Annotated in this window: 17 protein-coding genes and 1 tRNA gene; 6 read left to right on the top strand and 12 right to left on the bottom strand. The window is 40.1% G+C overall.

Annotated features, from left to right (window positions below; all coding sequences use genetic code 11):
* Positions 1 to 13: 13 nt before the first annotated feature.
* The gene (locus tag DWA30_RS06090) at positions 14 to 166 is read left to right on the top strand and encodes an SsrA-binding protein (protein WP_114491654.1); all 153 of its coding nucleotides are present in this window, start codon (positions 14 to 16) and stop codon (positions 164 to 166) included.
* Here DWA30_RS06090 and DWA30_RS06085 read toward each other — a convergent pair.
* The 8 genes from DWA30_RS06085 to DWA30_RS06050 all read right to left on the bottom strand — a co-directional run bounded on the left by DWA30_RS06085 (position 163) and on the right by DWA30_RS06050 (position 7,066).
* Positions 163 to 675 (bottom strand): adenine phosphoribosyltransferase, encoded by a 513-nt coding sequence (locus DWA30_RS06085; protein WP_210725389.1) that lies wholly within the window; start codon positions 673 to 675, stop codon positions 163 to 165. The genes DWA30_RS06090 and DWA30_RS06085 overlap by 4 nt on opposite strands.
* Positions 676 to 1,521: 846 nt before the next feature.
* Positions 1,522 to 1,595 (bottom strand) — tRNA-Arg (locus tag DWA30_RS06080).
* 207 nt (positions 1,596 to 1,802) lie between these two features.
* Entirely contained in the window at positions 1,803 to 2,078 is a 276-nt protein-coding gene (locus DWA30_RS06075) for an ATP-dependent Clp protease adaptor ClpS (RefSeq protein ID WP_114491652.1), read from the bottom strand.
* A gap of 30 nt (positions 2,079 to 2,108) precedes the next feature.
* The gene (gene prmA, locus DWA30_RS06070; protein ID WP_114491651.1) at positions 2,109 to 2,936 is read right to left on the bottom strand and encodes a 50S ribosomal protein L11 methyltransferase; all 828 of its coding nucleotides are present in this window, start codon (positions 2,934 to 2,936) and stop codon (positions 2,109 to 2,111) included.
* A gap of 18 nt (positions 2,937 to 2,954) precedes the next feature.
* Complete coding sequence (tpiA, locus tag DWA30_RS06065) at positions 2,955 to 3,710, bottom strand: triose-phosphate isomerase (protein ID WP_114491650.1); 756 nt, start codon at positions 3,708 to 3,710, stop codon at positions 2,955 to 2,957.
* An 11-nt stretch (positions 3,711 to 3,721) separates the two neighbouring features.
* Positions 3,722 to 4,795: an ABC transporter permease gene (locus tag DWA30_RS06060; RefSeq protein ID WP_114491649.1), complete on the bottom strand. Its 1,074-nt coding sequence runs from the start codon at positions 4,793 to 4,795 to the stop codon at positions 3,722 to 3,724.
* A gap of 3 nt (positions 4,796 to 4,798) precedes the next feature.
* Positions 4,799 to 6,505: a BT_3928 family protein gene (locus DWA30_RS06055; protein ID WP_114491648.1), complete on the bottom strand. Its 1,707-nt coding sequence runs from the start codon at positions 6,503 to 6,505 to the stop codon at positions 4,799 to 4,801.
* A 12-nt stretch (positions 6,506 to 6,517) separates the two neighbouring features.
* Positions 6,518 to 7,066, bottom strand: a complete 549-nt coding sequence (locus tag DWA30_RS06050) for a DUF1599 domain-containing protein (RefSeq protein ID WP_114491647.1) — start codon at positions 7,064 to 7,066, stop codon at positions 6,518 to 6,520.
* A gap of 53 nt (positions 7,067 to 7,119) precedes the next feature.
* Here DWA30_RS06050 and folP point away from each other — a divergent pair, with 53 nt between their 5' ends.
* Genes folP through DWA30_RS06035 form a run of 3 tightly spaced genes read left to right on the top strand, consistent with a single transcriptional unit; the run spans position 7,120 to position 9,680 of the window.
* Entirely contained in the window at positions 7,120 to 7,947 is an 828-nt protein-coding gene (folP, locus tag DWA30_RS06045; protein ID WP_245933868.1) for a dihydropteroate synthase, read from the top strand.
* A 49-nt stretch (positions 7,948 to 7,996) separates the two neighbouring features.
* Positions 7,997 to 8,779 carry a diadenylate cyclase CdaA gene (gene cdaA, locus DWA30_RS06040; protein WP_114491646.1) on the top strand — a complete coding sequence of 261 codons (783 nt, stop codon included), beginning with the start codon at positions 7,997 to 7,999 and terminating at the stop codon, positions 8,777 to 8,779.
* 1 nt (position 8,780) lies between these two features.
* A complete protein-coding gene (locus DWA30_RS06035; protein WP_114491645.1) occupies positions 8,781 to 9,680 on the top strand; it encodes a DUF3667 domain-containing protein in 900 nt (299 codons plus the stop codon).
* Here DWA30_RS06035 and DWA30_RS06030 read toward each other — a convergent pair.
* Entirely contained in the window at positions 9,644 to 11,407 is a 1,764-nt protein-coding gene (locus DWA30_RS06030; RefSeq protein WP_114491644.1) for an ABC transporter ATP-binding protein, read from the bottom strand. The two genes, DWA30_RS06035 and DWA30_RS06030, sit on opposite strands and share 37 nt — an antisense overlap.
* Positions 11,408 to 12,151, bottom strand: a complete 744-nt coding sequence (gene truA, locus DWA30_RS06025; protein ID WP_114491643.1) for a tRNA pseudouridine(38-40) synthase TruA — start codon at positions 12,149 to 12,151, stop codon at positions 11,408 to 11,410.
* A 118-nt stretch (positions 12,152 to 12,269) separates the two neighbouring features.
* On the opposite strand from truA, the gene DWA30_RS06020 reads away from it, so the two are divergent.
* Complete coding sequence (locus tag DWA30_RS06020; protein ID WP_114491642.1) at positions 12,270 to 12,761, top strand: metallophosphoesterase family protein; 492 nt, start codon at positions 12,270 to 12,272, stop codon at positions 12,759 to 12,761.
* A gap of 74 nt (positions 12,762 to 12,835) precedes the next feature.
* Here the strand turns inward: DWA30_RS06020 and DWA30_RS06015 are convergent, their stop codons facing one another.
* The gene (locus DWA30_RS06015; protein WP_114491641.1) at positions 12,836 to 13,246 is read right to left on the bottom strand and encodes a DUF4293 domain-containing protein; all 411 of its coding nucleotides are present in this window, start codon (positions 13,244 to 13,246) and stop codon (positions 12,836 to 12,838) included.
* 201 nt (positions 13,247 to 13,447) lie between these two features.
* On the opposite strand from DWA30_RS06015, the gene rho reads away from it, so the two are divergent.
* Complete coding sequence (gene rho / locus DWA30_RS06010; RefSeq protein ID WP_114491640.1) at positions 13,448 to 15,115, top strand: transcription termination factor Rho; 1,668 nt, start codon at positions 13,448 to 13,450, stop codon at positions 15,113 to 15,115.
* Between the two features lie 161 nt (positions 15,116 to 15,276).
* Here rho and DWA30_RS06005 read toward each other — a convergent pair whose 3' ends face one another.
* Positions 15,277 to 16,449 (bottom strand): T9SS type A sorting domain-containing protein, encoded by a 1,173-nt coding sequence (locus DWA30_RS06005; RefSeq protein WP_114491639.1) that lies wholly within the window; start codon positions 16,447 to 16,449, stop codon positions 15,277 to 15,279.
* Between the last annotated feature and the right edge of the window lie 32 nt (positions 16,450 to 16,481).

The raw sequence follows: 16,481 nt of genomic DNA, 5'->3' as shown, positions 1-16,481 counted from the left end.
GTACTTTTAAGTTATGAAGAAACAGTTTTTCAAGGCATTAGCAAAATTCAACAAGGCGGTACTTCCCAGCTTTACGAAACGAAATGTAGATCTCCAAAAAGCATCAAAACTACAAATGGCGCTCTTTGCCTATAAATTATGGGTCACTAAAAATGCATTGGATTAGTAGGTAAGCAATGATCTTAGATCGTACCGTCTAAGTTTTTGTGCCCCTTTTAAGAATTCCAGCTCAATTAAAAAATTACATTGCACGATCTCTCCTCCTAACTGTTCAATAAGTTTACAAGCGGCCAAGGCCGTACCGCCGGTGGCTAGCACATCGTCATGCAACAACACCTTATCTCCTTTTTGAATCGCATCTTCATGGATCTCTAATGCATCCATTCCATATTCGAGCGTATACGGCTGCTTAATAGTATCGAACGGTAATTTGCCGGGTTTACGAATGGGTACAAATCCTGCATCCAGTTCTTTAGCGAGCAAGGTGGCAAAAAAGAATCCGCGCGATTCGATGCCAACAACCTTGTCAACTGATTGCCGCTCTGTAAGTCGGACCAACTCGTTGAGACATTCGGCCATTGCCTCTGGATTGGAAAGCAAGGGAGTGATGTCTTTAAAAACGACTCCATGCTTCGGAAAATCGGGAATATCTCGTACAAATTTTTCGATGGCTATCATCTTTTAAAGTTAATCAATAAAAAATTCACCACCAACAGCGATCGTTATAATTACAAGAGTAAACAAATACTTATGAGTAAAGCGCACTAAGTGATCCTGAATAGCTCACACCTTACAATAGAACATCCAATCGCTAGCGCGATTTGGAATTTCAATGACAATCCTACTAAAATAAAACCAGGAGTACTGCGTGATCCTGAGTAGATCACACCTTACAATAGAAAATCCAATCGCTAGCGCGATTCGGAATTTCAATGACAATCCTACTAAAATAAAACCAGGAGTACTGCGTGATCCTGAGTAGATCACACCTTACAATAGAACATCCAATCGCTAGCGCGATTCGGAATTTCCATTTCAATCCTACAAAATCAAAACCAGGAGTACTGCGTGATCCTGGGGAGCTCACACCTTATAATAGAAAATCCAATCGCTAGCGCGATTCGGAATTTCCATGTCAATCCTACTAAAATAAAACCAGGAGTACTACGTGATCCTGAATAGATCACACCTTACAATAGAAAATCCAATCGCTAGCGCGATTCGGAATTTCCATGTCAATCCTACTAAAATAAAACCAGGAGTACTGCGTGATCCTGAATAGATCACACCTTACAATAGAAAATCCAATCGCTAGCGCGATTCGGAATTTCCATGTCAATCCTACTAAAATAAAACCAGGAGTACTGCGTGATCCTGAATAGATCACACCTTACAATAGAAAATCCAATCGCTAGCGCGATTCGGAATTTCCATGTCAATCCGATTACAAAAGCCATGGCTTTTGATACGTCTTGACATGAAAAATCCATTCCTGTATCGGGAATGGATTTCTGCTCTAAGTGACCACGCCAGGATTCAAACCTGGAACCTCTTGAGCCGTAATCAAGTGCGCTATTCAGTTGCGCCACGTGGCCTTTTCGGGGTGCAAATATAAAAAAATGTATTCAGTTTACTACTATTCAAATAAAAAAAAGCGTACGAAATTGTACGCTTTAGAATTTTATACGGTTACGCTTGGTTCTCTGCAACAATGCTTATCGTTGCATACCGTTTATCAACCTAATTTTTTGCATTGTCTCATCATCCAGAAGTATATAATGAAACCGGTTCAAAAGGCAGCACTATAAAATCTCGGCACTTAATCCGGCTTCTAACAGCATGGTACATCTAGGTTTAAGGTCATCGAAATTTCCAGTCTTAACGGTGCACTTTCCTTTGTAATGAACAATTATAGAACATTGCTCTGCTTGTTCGGGCGTGTGGTCACAAGCGTAAATTAGCGTATTTATTACATGATCGAAAGTATTTACATCATCATTGTAGAGTATAATTTCGTTGAGTTTATCGACCTTTTCCTCTAACAAAACATCCTCTTGCGTTCTTTCTTTGGTACTCATAACAATTGCATTAATCTTGTTCAGATTACCCTAAAATACAAATTTTGCGGCAATCCAGCGATTCTTTTCTTTGTTATCAACGAATCTTAATCCGAACTTATTGCAAGTAGATTCGATTATTGGCAGATCTTCTTTATAAAATCCACTAAGGTATAATTGTCCGTTCTTATTCAAACTAGCGCGATACGTTTCTATATCGTTCAAGAGAATGTTACGGTTTATATTCGCAATGATCAAATCGTATTTTTTATCCTGAAGCAAGGACGCATCTCCCAGTAGCACGCTGATATTCTTACAATTGTTCCTTTCGGCATTTTCAATACTATTCTCATAACACCACCGATCGATATCTATCGCATCCACATACTTAGCACCGCGCATAGAAGCCAAGATAGCCAAGACGGCCGTTCCACATCCCATGTCTAACACGGTTAATCCGTCGAATTCGTTTTCGAGCACATAGCTAAGCATCATATAGGTAGTTTCATGATGGCCCGTACCAAACGACATTTTTGGCTCTATCACAATTTCATAATCCATTTCTTTTGAATCGTGAAAAGGGGCTCGTACTCTACAGTTCTCAGCTACTTCAATAGGATGAAAATTTTGTTCCCAATTGCTGTTCCAGTTTTCCTGAGCTATTTCTGAACGTTCGTAGTCTATGGAAAATTCTTCCGAAGCAAGTATGCGCACCTCCGCTAAGATCGATTCGTTCCATTCTTCCTTCTGAATGTAGGCCAATACCCCATCCTCGGTCTCGACAAAACTTTCGAATCCGGCAGCTCCTAGCTCGGCGATCAGTATCTCTGTTCCCGGTTGAAGCGGCGCTACTCGAAACTTATATTCTATATACACCATAATTTCTAGAAGTTGGACCTACTCGATAAAAGCTTTTGCGATCTCCATAAAACTTTCAACTTCCAAAGCGGCTCCGCCAATGAGTCCACCGTCTACATCGGGTTGCCCAAATATTTCCTTGGCATTTGCAGGTTTTACACTACCACCGTACAAGATCGATACTGCTTCTGCTACGGTCTCTGAATAATGATCTGTTACCGCCTGCCGAATAAACTGATGCATTTGTTGTGCTTGTTCTGGACTCGCAGTTTCACCGGTTCCAATCGCCCAAACAGGTTCGTATGCTATAACAACATGTGCCCAATCATCTTCAGAAAGATGAAACAGTCCTTTTTCCAACTGATTTTGAACTACTTCAAATTGATCACCCGCTTTGCGATCTTTTAATTCTTCGCCTACACAAAAAATAACTGTCATGTCATTACCCAATGCCGTATTTACTTTTTCAGCAAGCAAATCATCTGTTTCATTAAAATGCGCTCGGCGTTCACTATGGCCGAGGATCACAGTCTCTACTCCTACACTTTTCAGCATTGCTGCGGAAACTTCACCGGTAAATGCACCTTTATCTGATTGGTGCATGTTTTGTGCTGCGACACGAACAGGGTGATCCCGCAACGACTGAAACGCATGTTGTAGATTTGTAAATGGAGGCGCAACAATTATACTAACCTCCTCGGGCATTACTTGTTCTTTTAATCTTCCCAAAAAAGCCTCTGTCTCTGCCAAATCTTTATGCATTTTCCAATTTCCGGCCACAATTTTCTTTCTCATAATTCTATCTATTAGGTTCGTATTTTAGGGTCTAACCACCCATAAATGATATCTACAAAAATGTTTATTACAATAAAAAGTGTCGCAATTACGATCACAGCACCCATGATTACCGGTAGGTCTAAGGTATTCAGCGCGTCTACTATCTCTTTACCAAGCCCATTCCAGCCAAAAATGTATTCGACAAACACTGCGCCTGCCAACATGGACGCAAACCAACCCGATATAGCTGTAACTACAGGGTTTAATGAATTTTTTAACGCATGTCGCTTTATAATGGTATAAAAAGACAAGCCTTTAGCCTTGGCGGTACGAATGTAATCCTGATTCAATACCTCAAGCAATGAATTTCGCATTAACTGACTCACTACTGCCAAGGGACGAATTCCCAACACAATGGCAGGTAAAATAAGGTTCTTTAACTGTAAGTGGCTCCCATTACCAAAATCATCCACCTCATATAAACTTCCTGTCATGTTCAGATTGGTGTACTCGTGCAAGAGAAAACCAAATACCCACGCAAAGATGATCGCGCTAAAAAAAGATGGCACACTCATTCCTAAGGTGCTAATTAACTGAACAGAGCGGTCGATCCAACCATCTTTAAACAACACAGAAATAATTCCTAGTAGCACTCCCAATAACATCGCAATACAGATGGCAGAGATAGCCAACACCATAGTATTGGGCAAGGTCTCCGCGATCACGGCGCTTACTTTTTTTCCGTTCTTCTGAAATGATTCTCGCAAATACGGAACTTTAAGTACGGTTGTGATTTCCCCTATTGTAAAAAGCTCGGCGGCTATGTATTTTTCTTCGGAAAGATAGGTGTACGCCTCTGGGTTGGTACTGTGAAAGGATAGGGGTGAAAGGTCGTTAAGATATTGTACATATTGAATACTCAAGGGTTGATCGAAGCCGTATTTCTTCTTTACAATTGCGATCTGTTCGGCATTTTCATTTTGTCCCAACATCATGCGTGCAGGATCACCGGGTAGTATGGTAAACAATAAAAAAATAACGGTAACAACCCCAAATAAGGTAAGCAACGCATAGCCTAGTTTTTGAAGTATATACCCAACCACCTGTTAGTGTTTTAGTTCATCTATAGTGCGTACTTCATAGATAAAATCGGAGCCAAACAAGTCTTTGGCATATTCCTCTACGGTTTGCGTATATCCAATAGCTAAGCGTCTATCGTTTACGGTTTCCGGATCTTTAATTGGCCAAATGTACGAACCACTTTCATCGGTACGACCCTGTGTACCGTACACCTGAGGTTTTCCTTGATTCATCAAGTATCGATCTTCCATCATGGCGACTAACGAGAACGGCAACTCCCCTGCTTCACCTGCTTTTTTAATTAACGGTAAGTACGTTTCAATTTTATCGGGATTGTGTTGTAGCACATACCATGCAACCTTGTTCGTAGGTTCGCCTACCACCGATTTTCCGGGGTAACCCTCGGTCACAAAGAGCCGTTCTACGAAGGCCATATTTGCGCTGTCGATCACTTGTTGTAATTTCCATATTGCCTCGTTGGTCATAGTGGATTCCAGTCCCATTTCGACTGCTTTCGCACTACGAGTCGCTTCATCTTCTATCTGCATCAAACTTCTATACTTCTGGTCCAGCACTGCAATGCTGTCCAGGCGTTGTTTTAAACCAACATTTAGTTCGGGTTTCGCTTCCGGCAATTCTTCAAGCTGTAACTCATCGGCATCGTTCCAATGTAGTTTTTGCATGATGGTCCCATTTTGAAGTTCCAATAAACCTGGGTTACTGCGCACTATGGTCTTTAAGGTGGTCATGTCGCAGAAATAAAAATCGAAGTTCAATTCGTACTGTTCTACCAATTGTGCCGTAACTTCTTCCGAAGAAGCCGACAATCCAATTACTTTATATCCTTTTTTTAATGCTTCATTGGTAACCTCACGAACCGGAATAAAGCCATCCATTTCTGCATTGCTTAAACTATAGGCAATAACAGCAATAAGATGTTCTTCTTCTAAAAAGGTTTCAGTATAATCGGTTCCACCACGTTCCATACTAAAATCATGGATAGGAGCTTCATATCCTGCTTGGATCTCTTCGGTCTCAACACCTATAAACTCCCCATCTACTTTTGGGTAGTCTCCATTCGTAGTAATGATCTTCTCTTGGCCGTCTACCTCAAACTTCCATTGATATTCGAAAATGGGCTTAGGAGCATCTTCAGGAATCGTCATTCCTTCTTTAATATTAGCACCAATCTTATACGGTCTAAAATCGATTATGGGAAGATGTTGCAACACATAATAGGTAATTCCCAAACAGCCAATGAAGGAAGCGAAGACGATAATACTACGTGTGTTCTTGGAAAAGAATGGTTGAATGTATTTCTTTCCGAAGAAAATAATAAGGATCAACACCAAGAGTACGACATCTTTTGTAAACGACTCCCAGGGCGTAAGTTTAAGTGCATCTCCAAAGCAACCACAATCGGTTACCTTATTAAAGTAAGCCGAATAGAACGTTAGAAATGTAAAGAAGAGGATCATGAGAAGTAGACTCCAAAGTGTAAATTTTTTGGCATATCCTATAATGATCATTATACCTAATAACACTTCATAGATCACAACAAAAATGGCAATGAGCAGTGCATAAGGCACTAAAAATTCTAGATTGAGTACTTCGGGTGCGAAATAATCCTTTAGTTTAAATGAGAACCCAACAGGGTCGTTCAATTTTATTAATCCGCTAATGATAAATAAAATTCCTACAAAGATTCTTGAAATGCCTACGAGTATTTTCATGTTCTATATGTTCTATTTTTTTGGTTCCGCTTCGAGGTGGATCATCGCAAAGACAGCATAGTTGATCATATCCTGATAGTTTGCATCGATCCCTTCGGAAACCAATGTTTTTCCTTGATTGTTTTCAATTTGTTTTACACGTAATAATTTTTGAAGTATAAGATCGGTCAACGAACTCACTCGCATATCACGCCATGCTTCACCGTAATCATGATTTTTGTCTAACATGAGTTGTTTGGTGATCGCTATTTTTTCGTCGTACAATTGAGTCGCATCTTCTAAGGACAAATCGGGTTGTTCTACCACACCCTTTTCAAGCTGAATAAGGGCCATAACCGAGTAATTTATAATTCCGATAAATTCACTAACAGCATCTTCTTCTACTTTTTGCTCTTTATTTTGTTGTAATCCTCGTATTCGTTGTGCTTTTATAAAGATCTGATCGGTCAACGACGGAAGTCGCAAAATACGCCATGCACTTCCATAATCCTTCATCTTATTGATAAACAACGCTCTACAAATTTCGATCACATCGTTATATTGTTTTGAAGTATCTGCCATTCTACTGTGTAAGATTTTGCGTAAATTTCGCTTAAATAAATCAAATTAAAAAATTGCATACCCTCAATTGTAACGGCAAACTGATAGAACTAAACGAACCCAAGGTCATGGGGATCGTAAATGTAACGCCCGATTCTTTTTATGATGGCGGAAAGACCGTGACGAAACGTGAAATTTTAGCTCAAGCAGAACGCATGCTAAGCGAGGGAGCCACTTTTTTAGATATTGGTGGTTACAGCTCACGGCCCGGAGCTTCAGCTATTTCTGAAACTGAAGAAACAGAGCGTGTACTACCCGCCATAGAAGCTATTGCAAAGGAATTCCCCAATGCGATCCTTTCGATAGACACCTTCCGAAGTAAGGTTGCAAAACAAGCCATAGCGGCAGGCGCGGCAATGGTTAACGATATTTCTGGCGGTAGTTTAGATCCATATATGCTAGATGCGGTCGCCTCATTGCAAGTTCCGTATTGTATGATGCACATGAGAGGTACGCCACAAACCATGAGCTCACAGACCAATTATACCAATCTCACAAAAGAAATACTTCACTATTTTTCAGAGAAGATTGCAAACGCAAAGCAAAAAGGCATTAATGACCTATTGGTAGATCCGGGTTTTGGCTTCGCCAAAACCCGACAACAAAATTTTGAACTGCTAAGCGAACTAGAGCTCTTCTCCAGCTTAGAGACCCCTGTCTTAATTGGAATCTCAAGAAAATCGATGATCTACAAAACGTTGGATACCACTGTCGAAAATGCACTTAACGGCACTACGGCCTTACATGCGATCGCCCTATTTAAAGGTGCGTCTATTTTACGAGTACACGATGTAAAACCAGCGATAGAATGTGTGACACTTTTAAAGAACCTGCCGTCATGAGCAATCGAGCTTTTAAAAAATTAACCTATTTTTACATAAAACCGAGCCCTTGGATCTGTTAGATTTTACCAAATTCCGAATCATCGACGCCATCGACATCGTTCTCGTGGCTGCACTACTCTACTATTTATACCGACTCGTAAAAGGAACGGTGGCTATCAATATTTTTATTGGAATTGTTATCGTATATGCCATTTGGCGACTTACCGAATTGCTTCAAATGGAGTTGCTTAGTAAAATACTTGGGGGATTCCTTGGTGTTGGGATGTTTGCTCTTATTGTAGTGTTTCAACAAGAAATACGTCGCTTCTTGCTCATGCTGGGCTCTACAAATTTTAGCGCTCGAAAACGGATTTTAAAAAAATTCAAATTGCTTTCTAATGGAAATGAAAACCTCACCAACGTAAGTGCGATCGTTTCTGCCTGTTACAAACTAAGCGAATCTAAAACCGGGGCGCTAATAGTGATTAAACGCAATAACAGTTTGGATTTTGTAATGCATACAGGCGATGAAATGCAATTGGAGCTAAACCAACCCATAATTGAAAGCATCTTTTTTAAGAACAGTCCGTTACACGACGGAGCCATTATTATAGAGAATAATTTAATTGTTGCCACGCGGGTTATTCTTCCGGTTTCAAACGATAGGAACATTCCACTTCGTTTTGGATTGCGACATCGAGCAGCTGTAGGTATCACCGAAAAAACCGATGCGGTTTCCTTGGTTGTTTCCGAAGAAAACGGACAAATATCCTATTTAAAAGAAGGTGATTTTGTGCTGTTCGATACGGCCGAAGAACTTACTCAGCAACTCGAACAAGATCTTAGTTAGCATGCAAAATGTTATACCTACCCCCGATCCCAATAAAACTACCCCGAATACAATAGCGACACATTGTGCCAATTGCCAAACCAATCTGGGAAACAACGATAAATATTGTGCTCAATGTGGCGCCAAAATAGTTGGCCAGCGGCTCAACCTAAAGTACTTGACCACCGAATTTTCTGAGCGTTTTCTAAACATCGACAACAACCTACTCGCCCGAACCTATTTAGCATTGTTCACCAAACCGGAAGCTGTAATTAACGGATATATAAGTGGTATTAGAAAACGCTATCTCAACGTTGCTAATTATGTGGCCTTGGCCATAACGATCACTGGGCTTCAGTTATTTATCATTCAACGATTTTTTCCCGAAGCAATGCAGCTTCCGGAATATTTGAAACAACAACAGCATCCCTTAGGAGATAACTTTATGGACTCGTTTTACGATTACCAAGGTATTTGGTATTTGGTCTTAATCCCTATTTATGCGTTGATCTCAAAACTGGTTTTTAGTAACATCAAAAAGTATAATTACGTAGAACACATCGTTATCTTAGGCTATACCCAAGCCCAATTATCGCTTACGATGTTCTTGCCTGTCATACTGTTGTCGGCATTGGGGATGAGCTATTTTACCTATAGCTATTTTGGGATAATTAGCATAGTAATCTATTCGGCCTATTGTTACAAAAGGATATACCCTCTAACCGTAAAACGAACCCTTCGTAAAACGTTGGTGTTTCTTGGTATAGGTGGTGCATTCTATTTAGCACTTATTTTTTTCGTCGGGATCATCTTTGTTATCATACAGCTAATGAGCGGAAATCTTGAACAAATGATCGAAGCAGAGAAAGTGAAGCAAGGTGTTAGTTATATTGCTTCTTCGGCCATAAACTGGACCTCGTAAAGATTCCGGTAATAGCCATTTTCTTTTTTCAGCAGTTCTTTATGAGTACCCGTTTCAACAATCTTACCGGCGTCCATGACCAATATTTTGTCTGCTTTCTTGATGGTTGCCAAACGGTGCGCAATCACTATAGACGTACGTCCTTTAGTGATCTTTTCGGTTGCTGTTTGGATCATTTCTTCGGAATAGGAATCTACAGAAGAAGTAGCCTCATCCAACACCAAGATGCTTGGTTTGCTCACATAGGCTCGTAAGAAGGCAATTAATTGTCGTTGCCCTGAAGACAACATGGTACCTCGCTCCTTTACATTGTATTGATACCCACCGGGAAGGGTTTTTATAAATTTATGCACTCCAATCTCCTTGGCAGCGGCTATTACTTCTTCCTCGGTGATTGAAGGATCGTTTAAAGTGATATTGTTAAAGATGGTATCGGCAAAAAGAAAGACATCTTGAAGTACTACCGCTATGCCTTGACGTAACGATTGTAAGGAGTAGGCAGTCACCGGAACTCGATCAATCAAGATCTCACCGCTATTTATCTCATAAAATCTACTCAACAAATTAATTATGGTAGATTTTCCGGCACCTGTTGCACCTACTATGGCCACAGTTTCGCCCGGGTGCACGGCAAACGAGATACCTTTTATCACGGCCTCATCTTCGTTATATCCAAATCGCACATCCTTGAATTCTATATAGCCTTTAGTATCTTTAAACTCAACCTCACCTTGATTATCTATATGAGATTTGGTGTCAAGAATTCCAAATACACGATTCGCTGCTACCATTCCCATTTGTAAGGTATTGAACTTGTCTGCAATTTGTCGTAAGGGGCGAAATAACATTTGAGCTAATTCTATAAACATAGCAACAACCCCCAATGTGATCACTCCGCCCTCTGCGGCGTTGAGTCCTCCATACCATACCACAAGACCAATGGCCACACTAGATGCCATTTCAGCAATAGGGAAAAAGATAGAGTTGTACCAAACCGTTTTTACCCAAGCTTTCTTGTGCTTTTGGTTGATCTCCTTAAAATGCTCATATTCGGTGCGTTCTCGCGTAAAGATCTGTACGATCTTCATTCCCGTGATTCGTTCTTGGACAAACGAATTTAAATTGGCCACTTGGTTTCGAACTTCCTCAAAAGCGGTTTTCATGGCTCGCTGAAACAAGCGTGTAGCGTATAAAATAAAAGGTAAGATCGCAAATACGATCAGAGCCAAACGCCAACTATGCAACAACATAAATCCTGCAATGGCCACCATTTTTAAGAGGTCGCTAATGATCATGAACAGTCCTTGACTAAATATGGACGAGATGGTTTCGATATCATTTACAGCTCTTGTGGTCAAACGACCTACCGCACTTTTATCGAAGTACTGCATCTTAAAGCTCATCATCAACTTAAATAGCTTTGTACGAAGGTCCTTTATCACATTTTGTCCCAACCAATTCGCGTAAAAGATAAATGCGAACTGAAATACTACTTCTAACAATAGCACGATCACCATTAATAGAATGTAGTAAAGGAATCCGTCGGCATCCTGTGGCACGATAGAGTTATCTATAGCCTCCTTTAACAAATAAGGTCGAAGTACGGCCAATGCCGACATAGCAATAGCAGCAAAGGCCACAAAGTAAAAGATCCAACGATAGGCATTGGTGAACTTTAACAAGCGCCTAAATAACTTAAAATCGAATGCGTTGCCTGAATTTGCCATTTATTTAGTGATCGATTGGGGATAGCGAACCTTGGTGAGGTACAATCCGTGAGCCGGTGCCGAAGCACCTGCCCTACTCCTATCTTTACTTTTTATTATTTCGTGTATGTTCTCAATGCTGGTCTTTTTATAACCCACATCCAGCAAGGTGCCAACTATGGCACGTACCATATTTCGTAAAAAGCGATCTGCTGTGATACGAAAGATCAATTGAGAGCCATCTTGTGTCCAATAAGCTTCTTTAATAGTACAATGATACGTTTTTACATCGGTTCTTGATCTTGAAAAGCATTGAAAATCGTTATAGTTTAATAGCAGCTTTGCTGCTTTGTTCATACGTTCTATGTCCGGGAGTCTATGTAGTTGGTAGGCCAACCCCAACTGAAACGGGTCCTTTTTTAAGGAGAGAATATATTCGTAGGCTCGTTCTGTTGCATCGAATCTCGCATGGGCATTTTCTTGAACCTCGAACAAGCTATTTACTGCGATGTCCTTCGGAAGAAAAGAATTTAGTCTAAATATAAATGCTGAAGTTTCTGTAATTTCTTCGGAATCAAAATGCGCATACAGTTGTTTGGCATGAACGCCCGTATCGGTCCTACCCGCGCCTGTAACACTTATCTCATTCCGAAGCAAGGTAGACAAGGTACGCTCTATCACTTCCTGTACACTTATGGCATCCGGTTGCACCTGCCATCCGTGATAATTTTGACCGTTATATGCTATCTCAATAAAATATCGCAACCTAAATAATTTTGAACACAAAATTACGATTTAGTAGGGCACAATTACAATTTATATAACCGAAATGTCGATTCTTTACTGAAAGAACTTTTACCTTTACTTCGGAAAACAATCTGCTTTGAAAAAAATTCTTTTGCTTAGTGATACCCATGGTCATATGGATGAGCACATCCTTAAATACGCCAAGCAAGCCGATGAAATTTGGCACGCGGGCGATATAGGAGATTTGAAAGTAACCGATCGTTTACAAGAAGTTAATCCATTACGTGCCGTCTACGGTAATATAGATTCGGCTGAAGCGCGTTTAAGTTTTCCGCTACACAACAAGTTTCAGTGCGAACAAGTTTCGGTTTGGATTACACATATTGGTGGATATCCCGGGCGATATAATCCCGAGATCCGTCAAGAGCTTTATGCTAATCCACCACAGCTTTTTATAACAGGCCATTCTCACATCTTAAAAGTAATGACCGACAAAAAAACCGGATTGTTACATATGAACCCGGGTGCTGCAGGTATACATGGATTCCATAAAGTTCGTACCATGCTACGTTTTGAGATCGATGGAAAACAGATACAGAACCTAGAGGTGATCGAATGGAAAAGGTAAGTTGTTTACTAACAAAAAACCCTCGAAGATGGCATTCTTCGAGGGTTTCGCACTAAAATATACTAAGCTTCGTTTTAGCGTAACCGATCCACAGATTTTACAAGGTCCTCGTCCCTTTTGATGGCCTTATTGGCCAACACTAAAAAAACGATAGAAATGATGGGTAAAAGCACCCCAATACCCTTCTCAGAAACCAACGTTTCTCCGGATAGCGTTAGGGATCTGTATACGAAAACTCCCAGTAATACAAAATTTGATATAATGTTTAAGCGATTTAATACAAATTGTAACTGTCGCTTTTTAAAACTCAATATTGAAATTATAGCTAATGCAATTGATACAAAAATAAGACCAAAGATAAGCGGTTCACTTCGGTCCATGATGGCAACGCCTGCCGGATCTGGAATGAACGGGAACCATACATACAGTGCTCCAATTGCTAGAGCAGCAAGGATCATATAGACTGTTTGTATGCGTTGCAACATGTTTTTTCTTGTAATGGACAGCAAAAATAAGGTTTCTTTTTAAGAAATTTAAATGAAAAATTTAAATTATTGTTGTATACTTGCAGTATCTATTCGTAACCACTTCAATAACGGTTACTTAGTCTTCAATATATTTTTTTCAACTAATTTTCCTTCTCAATAGGATTACATTCACATTATTAAACACATAGAATTTTTTACATGTTAGAAATTTCAGAATTAAAAGCAAAAAAGTTGCCTGAACTTCAGGAACTCGCTAAAGCTTTAGGTGTTCCAAAATACCGTAGCTTAAAAAAATTAGATTTGGTTTATCAAATTCTTGATTACCAAGCCGCCAACCCCAAAGCCGTCAAAGCTGTTACTAGTGACGATGATTCCAAAGAATCAGAATCTAAAGGATCGGAAAAGGACAATAAGGGAACAAGCGATACCAACAAGCCTCAACAACGTCAAAATCGGCAACGAAACGACAACCGTAACCAGAAGAACACTTCAAAATCACAAGATTCTAAAAGTGGTAAAACGGATACGAATCGTACTAAGGATGACAATAAAGACAGTGGGCAAGACCGCAGCAAACAGAAGTCGCACAAAGACAACCGAAAAGATTCTAAGCCCAGCTCAAAGGACAACCGAAAAGATTCTAAGCCTAGCTCAAAGGACAATCGTAAAGACACCAAGAGCAATCAGAAGGACCATAGAAACAACGGTAATAAAGATAGCCGTAACCGCTATAAAGAACCCGATTTCGAATTTGATGGAATTATAGAAAGCGAAGGCGTATTAGACATCATGCAAGATGGTTATGGTTTCTTGCGCTCCAGTGATTACAACTACTTGTCCTCACCCGACGACATCTATGTATCACAATCGCAAATTCGATTGTTCGGATTAAAGACAGGTGATACCGTATTGGGAGAAGTTAGACCTCCAAAAGAAGGAGAAAAGTATTTCCCTCTTATTAAGGTAAACAAAATTAACGGACAGAATCCAAATGTTGTTCGTGATCGAGTTGCCTTTGAACATTTAACGCCTTTGTTCCCGCAGGAGAAATTTAATATAGCCGATAAGCAGAGTACGATTTCTACTCGCATTATCGATCTATTTGCTCCTATTGGAAAAGGACAGCGTGGAATGATCGTCTCGCAACCGAAAACAGGTAAGACCATGTTGCTTAAAGACATCGCAAACGCAATTGCTGCGAATCACCCGGAAGTATATCAAATCATTCTTTTGATCGATGAGCGTCCGGAAGAGGTTACCGATATGCAGCGAAATGTAAGTGGTGAAGTAGTTGCTTCTACCTTCGATAAAGAAGCTAGCGAGCACGTTCGTGTTGCCAACATCGTAATCGACAAAGCCAAGCGTTTGGTCGAATGTGGTCACGACGTGGTGATCCTTTTAGATTCGATCACTCGATTAGCGCGAGCGTACAATACCGTGCAACCAGCAAGTGGTAAAATATTAAGTGGTGGTGTAGATGCGAATGCATTACATAAACCTAAGCGTTTCTTTGGTGCTGCACGTAACATCGAAAATGGTGGATCATTAAGTATCATCGCAACAGCGCTTACAGAAACAGGCTCTAAAATGGACGAAGTGATCTTCGAAGAATTTAAAGGAACCGGTAACATGGAATTACAATTGGATAGAAAGATCTCTAACCGAAGAATCTTCCCGGCTATCGATCTTACCTCTTCAAGTACACGTAGAGACGACTTATTATTAGACGAGAATGTAATACAGCGTATGTGGGTAATGCGTAAATACCTAGCCGATATGAATCCGGTGGAAGCTATGGAATTTATAAACGACCGCTTTAAGCAAACTAGAAACAATGAAGAGTTTCTAATCTCAATGAATGGCTAATAACCATTCGTACCAAGGTAGATAACAAAAAGAAATGCCCTGCGAATTCGCAGGGCATTTCTTTTTGTATAAACCCTCAAGCAGTACAATTAAATTAACTACTTAACAACAAAAAACCCGCTCGTTTAAGAGCGGGTTTCTTATAGTTTATTGAGAGCTAATTATCTCTTAACTACTTTTTCTGTAAGTGTACCAGCAGTAGTCTCTATTGTAAGAAGGTAAACTCCTCTTGCAAGACTTGCCGTGTTAAATGCACCGTTAGATAAAGACAATCCAGTGTTCTTACCTAATACATCGTACAATACAGCACTAGTAATTTCAACTCCAGCAGGAACTTTGATGTTCAATACATCAGAAGCTGGGTTTGGATAAACAGCTACTTGGCTTAATACGTTATCATCAACTCCTAATACAGGGTCTGCAGGGATAGAAGCCCATCCATGCTGAGACTGAGCAGAACTATTGATAACAGAAACTAGTGTTGTAGCACCAGAAGTTGTATCTAGACTTCTCCACTCTGAGTCTAACACACCATTGTTAAAAGAAGCAAGGTATACTGTATCTGAAGTATCATCCCAAGTCATTCCTTGTCCAAAGTTAGCATCAAATCCTAATGGTCCTAACACAGTAGCAGCACCAGTTAAAAGATCGATAGAATATGATTGGTCATCAACAAGGTCATAGCTATAACCAGTTCCAGAACCATCGATTGCTAATGCAATACCTAAAACCATACCAGTTGGTCCAATAGGAGTCGCAGTTAATGCTACAGGATCTAATAAATATAACGTAGTTACAGCAGAATCTGTCGCTAAACCATACAAGTTACCAGAAATAGGATCGAAAGAAAGTCCTACCCAAGTTTCACCTCCATTAGGCGCACCCATAGGGCCGATATCTGTATAGTTTCCAGTTGCGATGTCTAACGAATAGAACTCATTTGCATTTGTCAATACATATGCAATTCCTTGATCGTTAGGGTCGATTGCTCCAGCACCTTCAAAGTTAGCAGTACCAGAATCAGTACTTGTTACATTGAAAGTTGTTGCATCTGCAATATCAAAGTTACCATAGTTCCCGGCTACGTTGTCTACAGCATATGCTGTGGTACCAACTAATCGTGGACTTGATTGGATTTGATTCGCATTTTGCGTGTAATGTTGGTTGAGCATTTGGATTTCATCAGCAGTAAAGAAATCAGTAATAGCTCCAGTTTCGTTACCAATCGTTGCATGTCTTTGCAATAAATCTTGAATGGCAACGGCATCAGATTGTGCTTGCACGGTTAGTGCAGTACAAAATAACACCATCAGTAAAGATGTAATTTTCTTCATAATTAAAAGTTTAAAAGTTTAATGTTCCTAAC

The sequence above is a fragment of the Candidatus Ulvibacter alkanivorans genome (assembly GCF_003333325.1).
GTDB lineage: Bacteria > Bacteroidota > Bacteroidia > Flavobacteriales > Flavobacteriaceae > Ulvibacter_A > Ulvibacter_A alkanivorans.
This window is presented reverse-complemented; position numbering and strand designations above follow the sequence as displayed.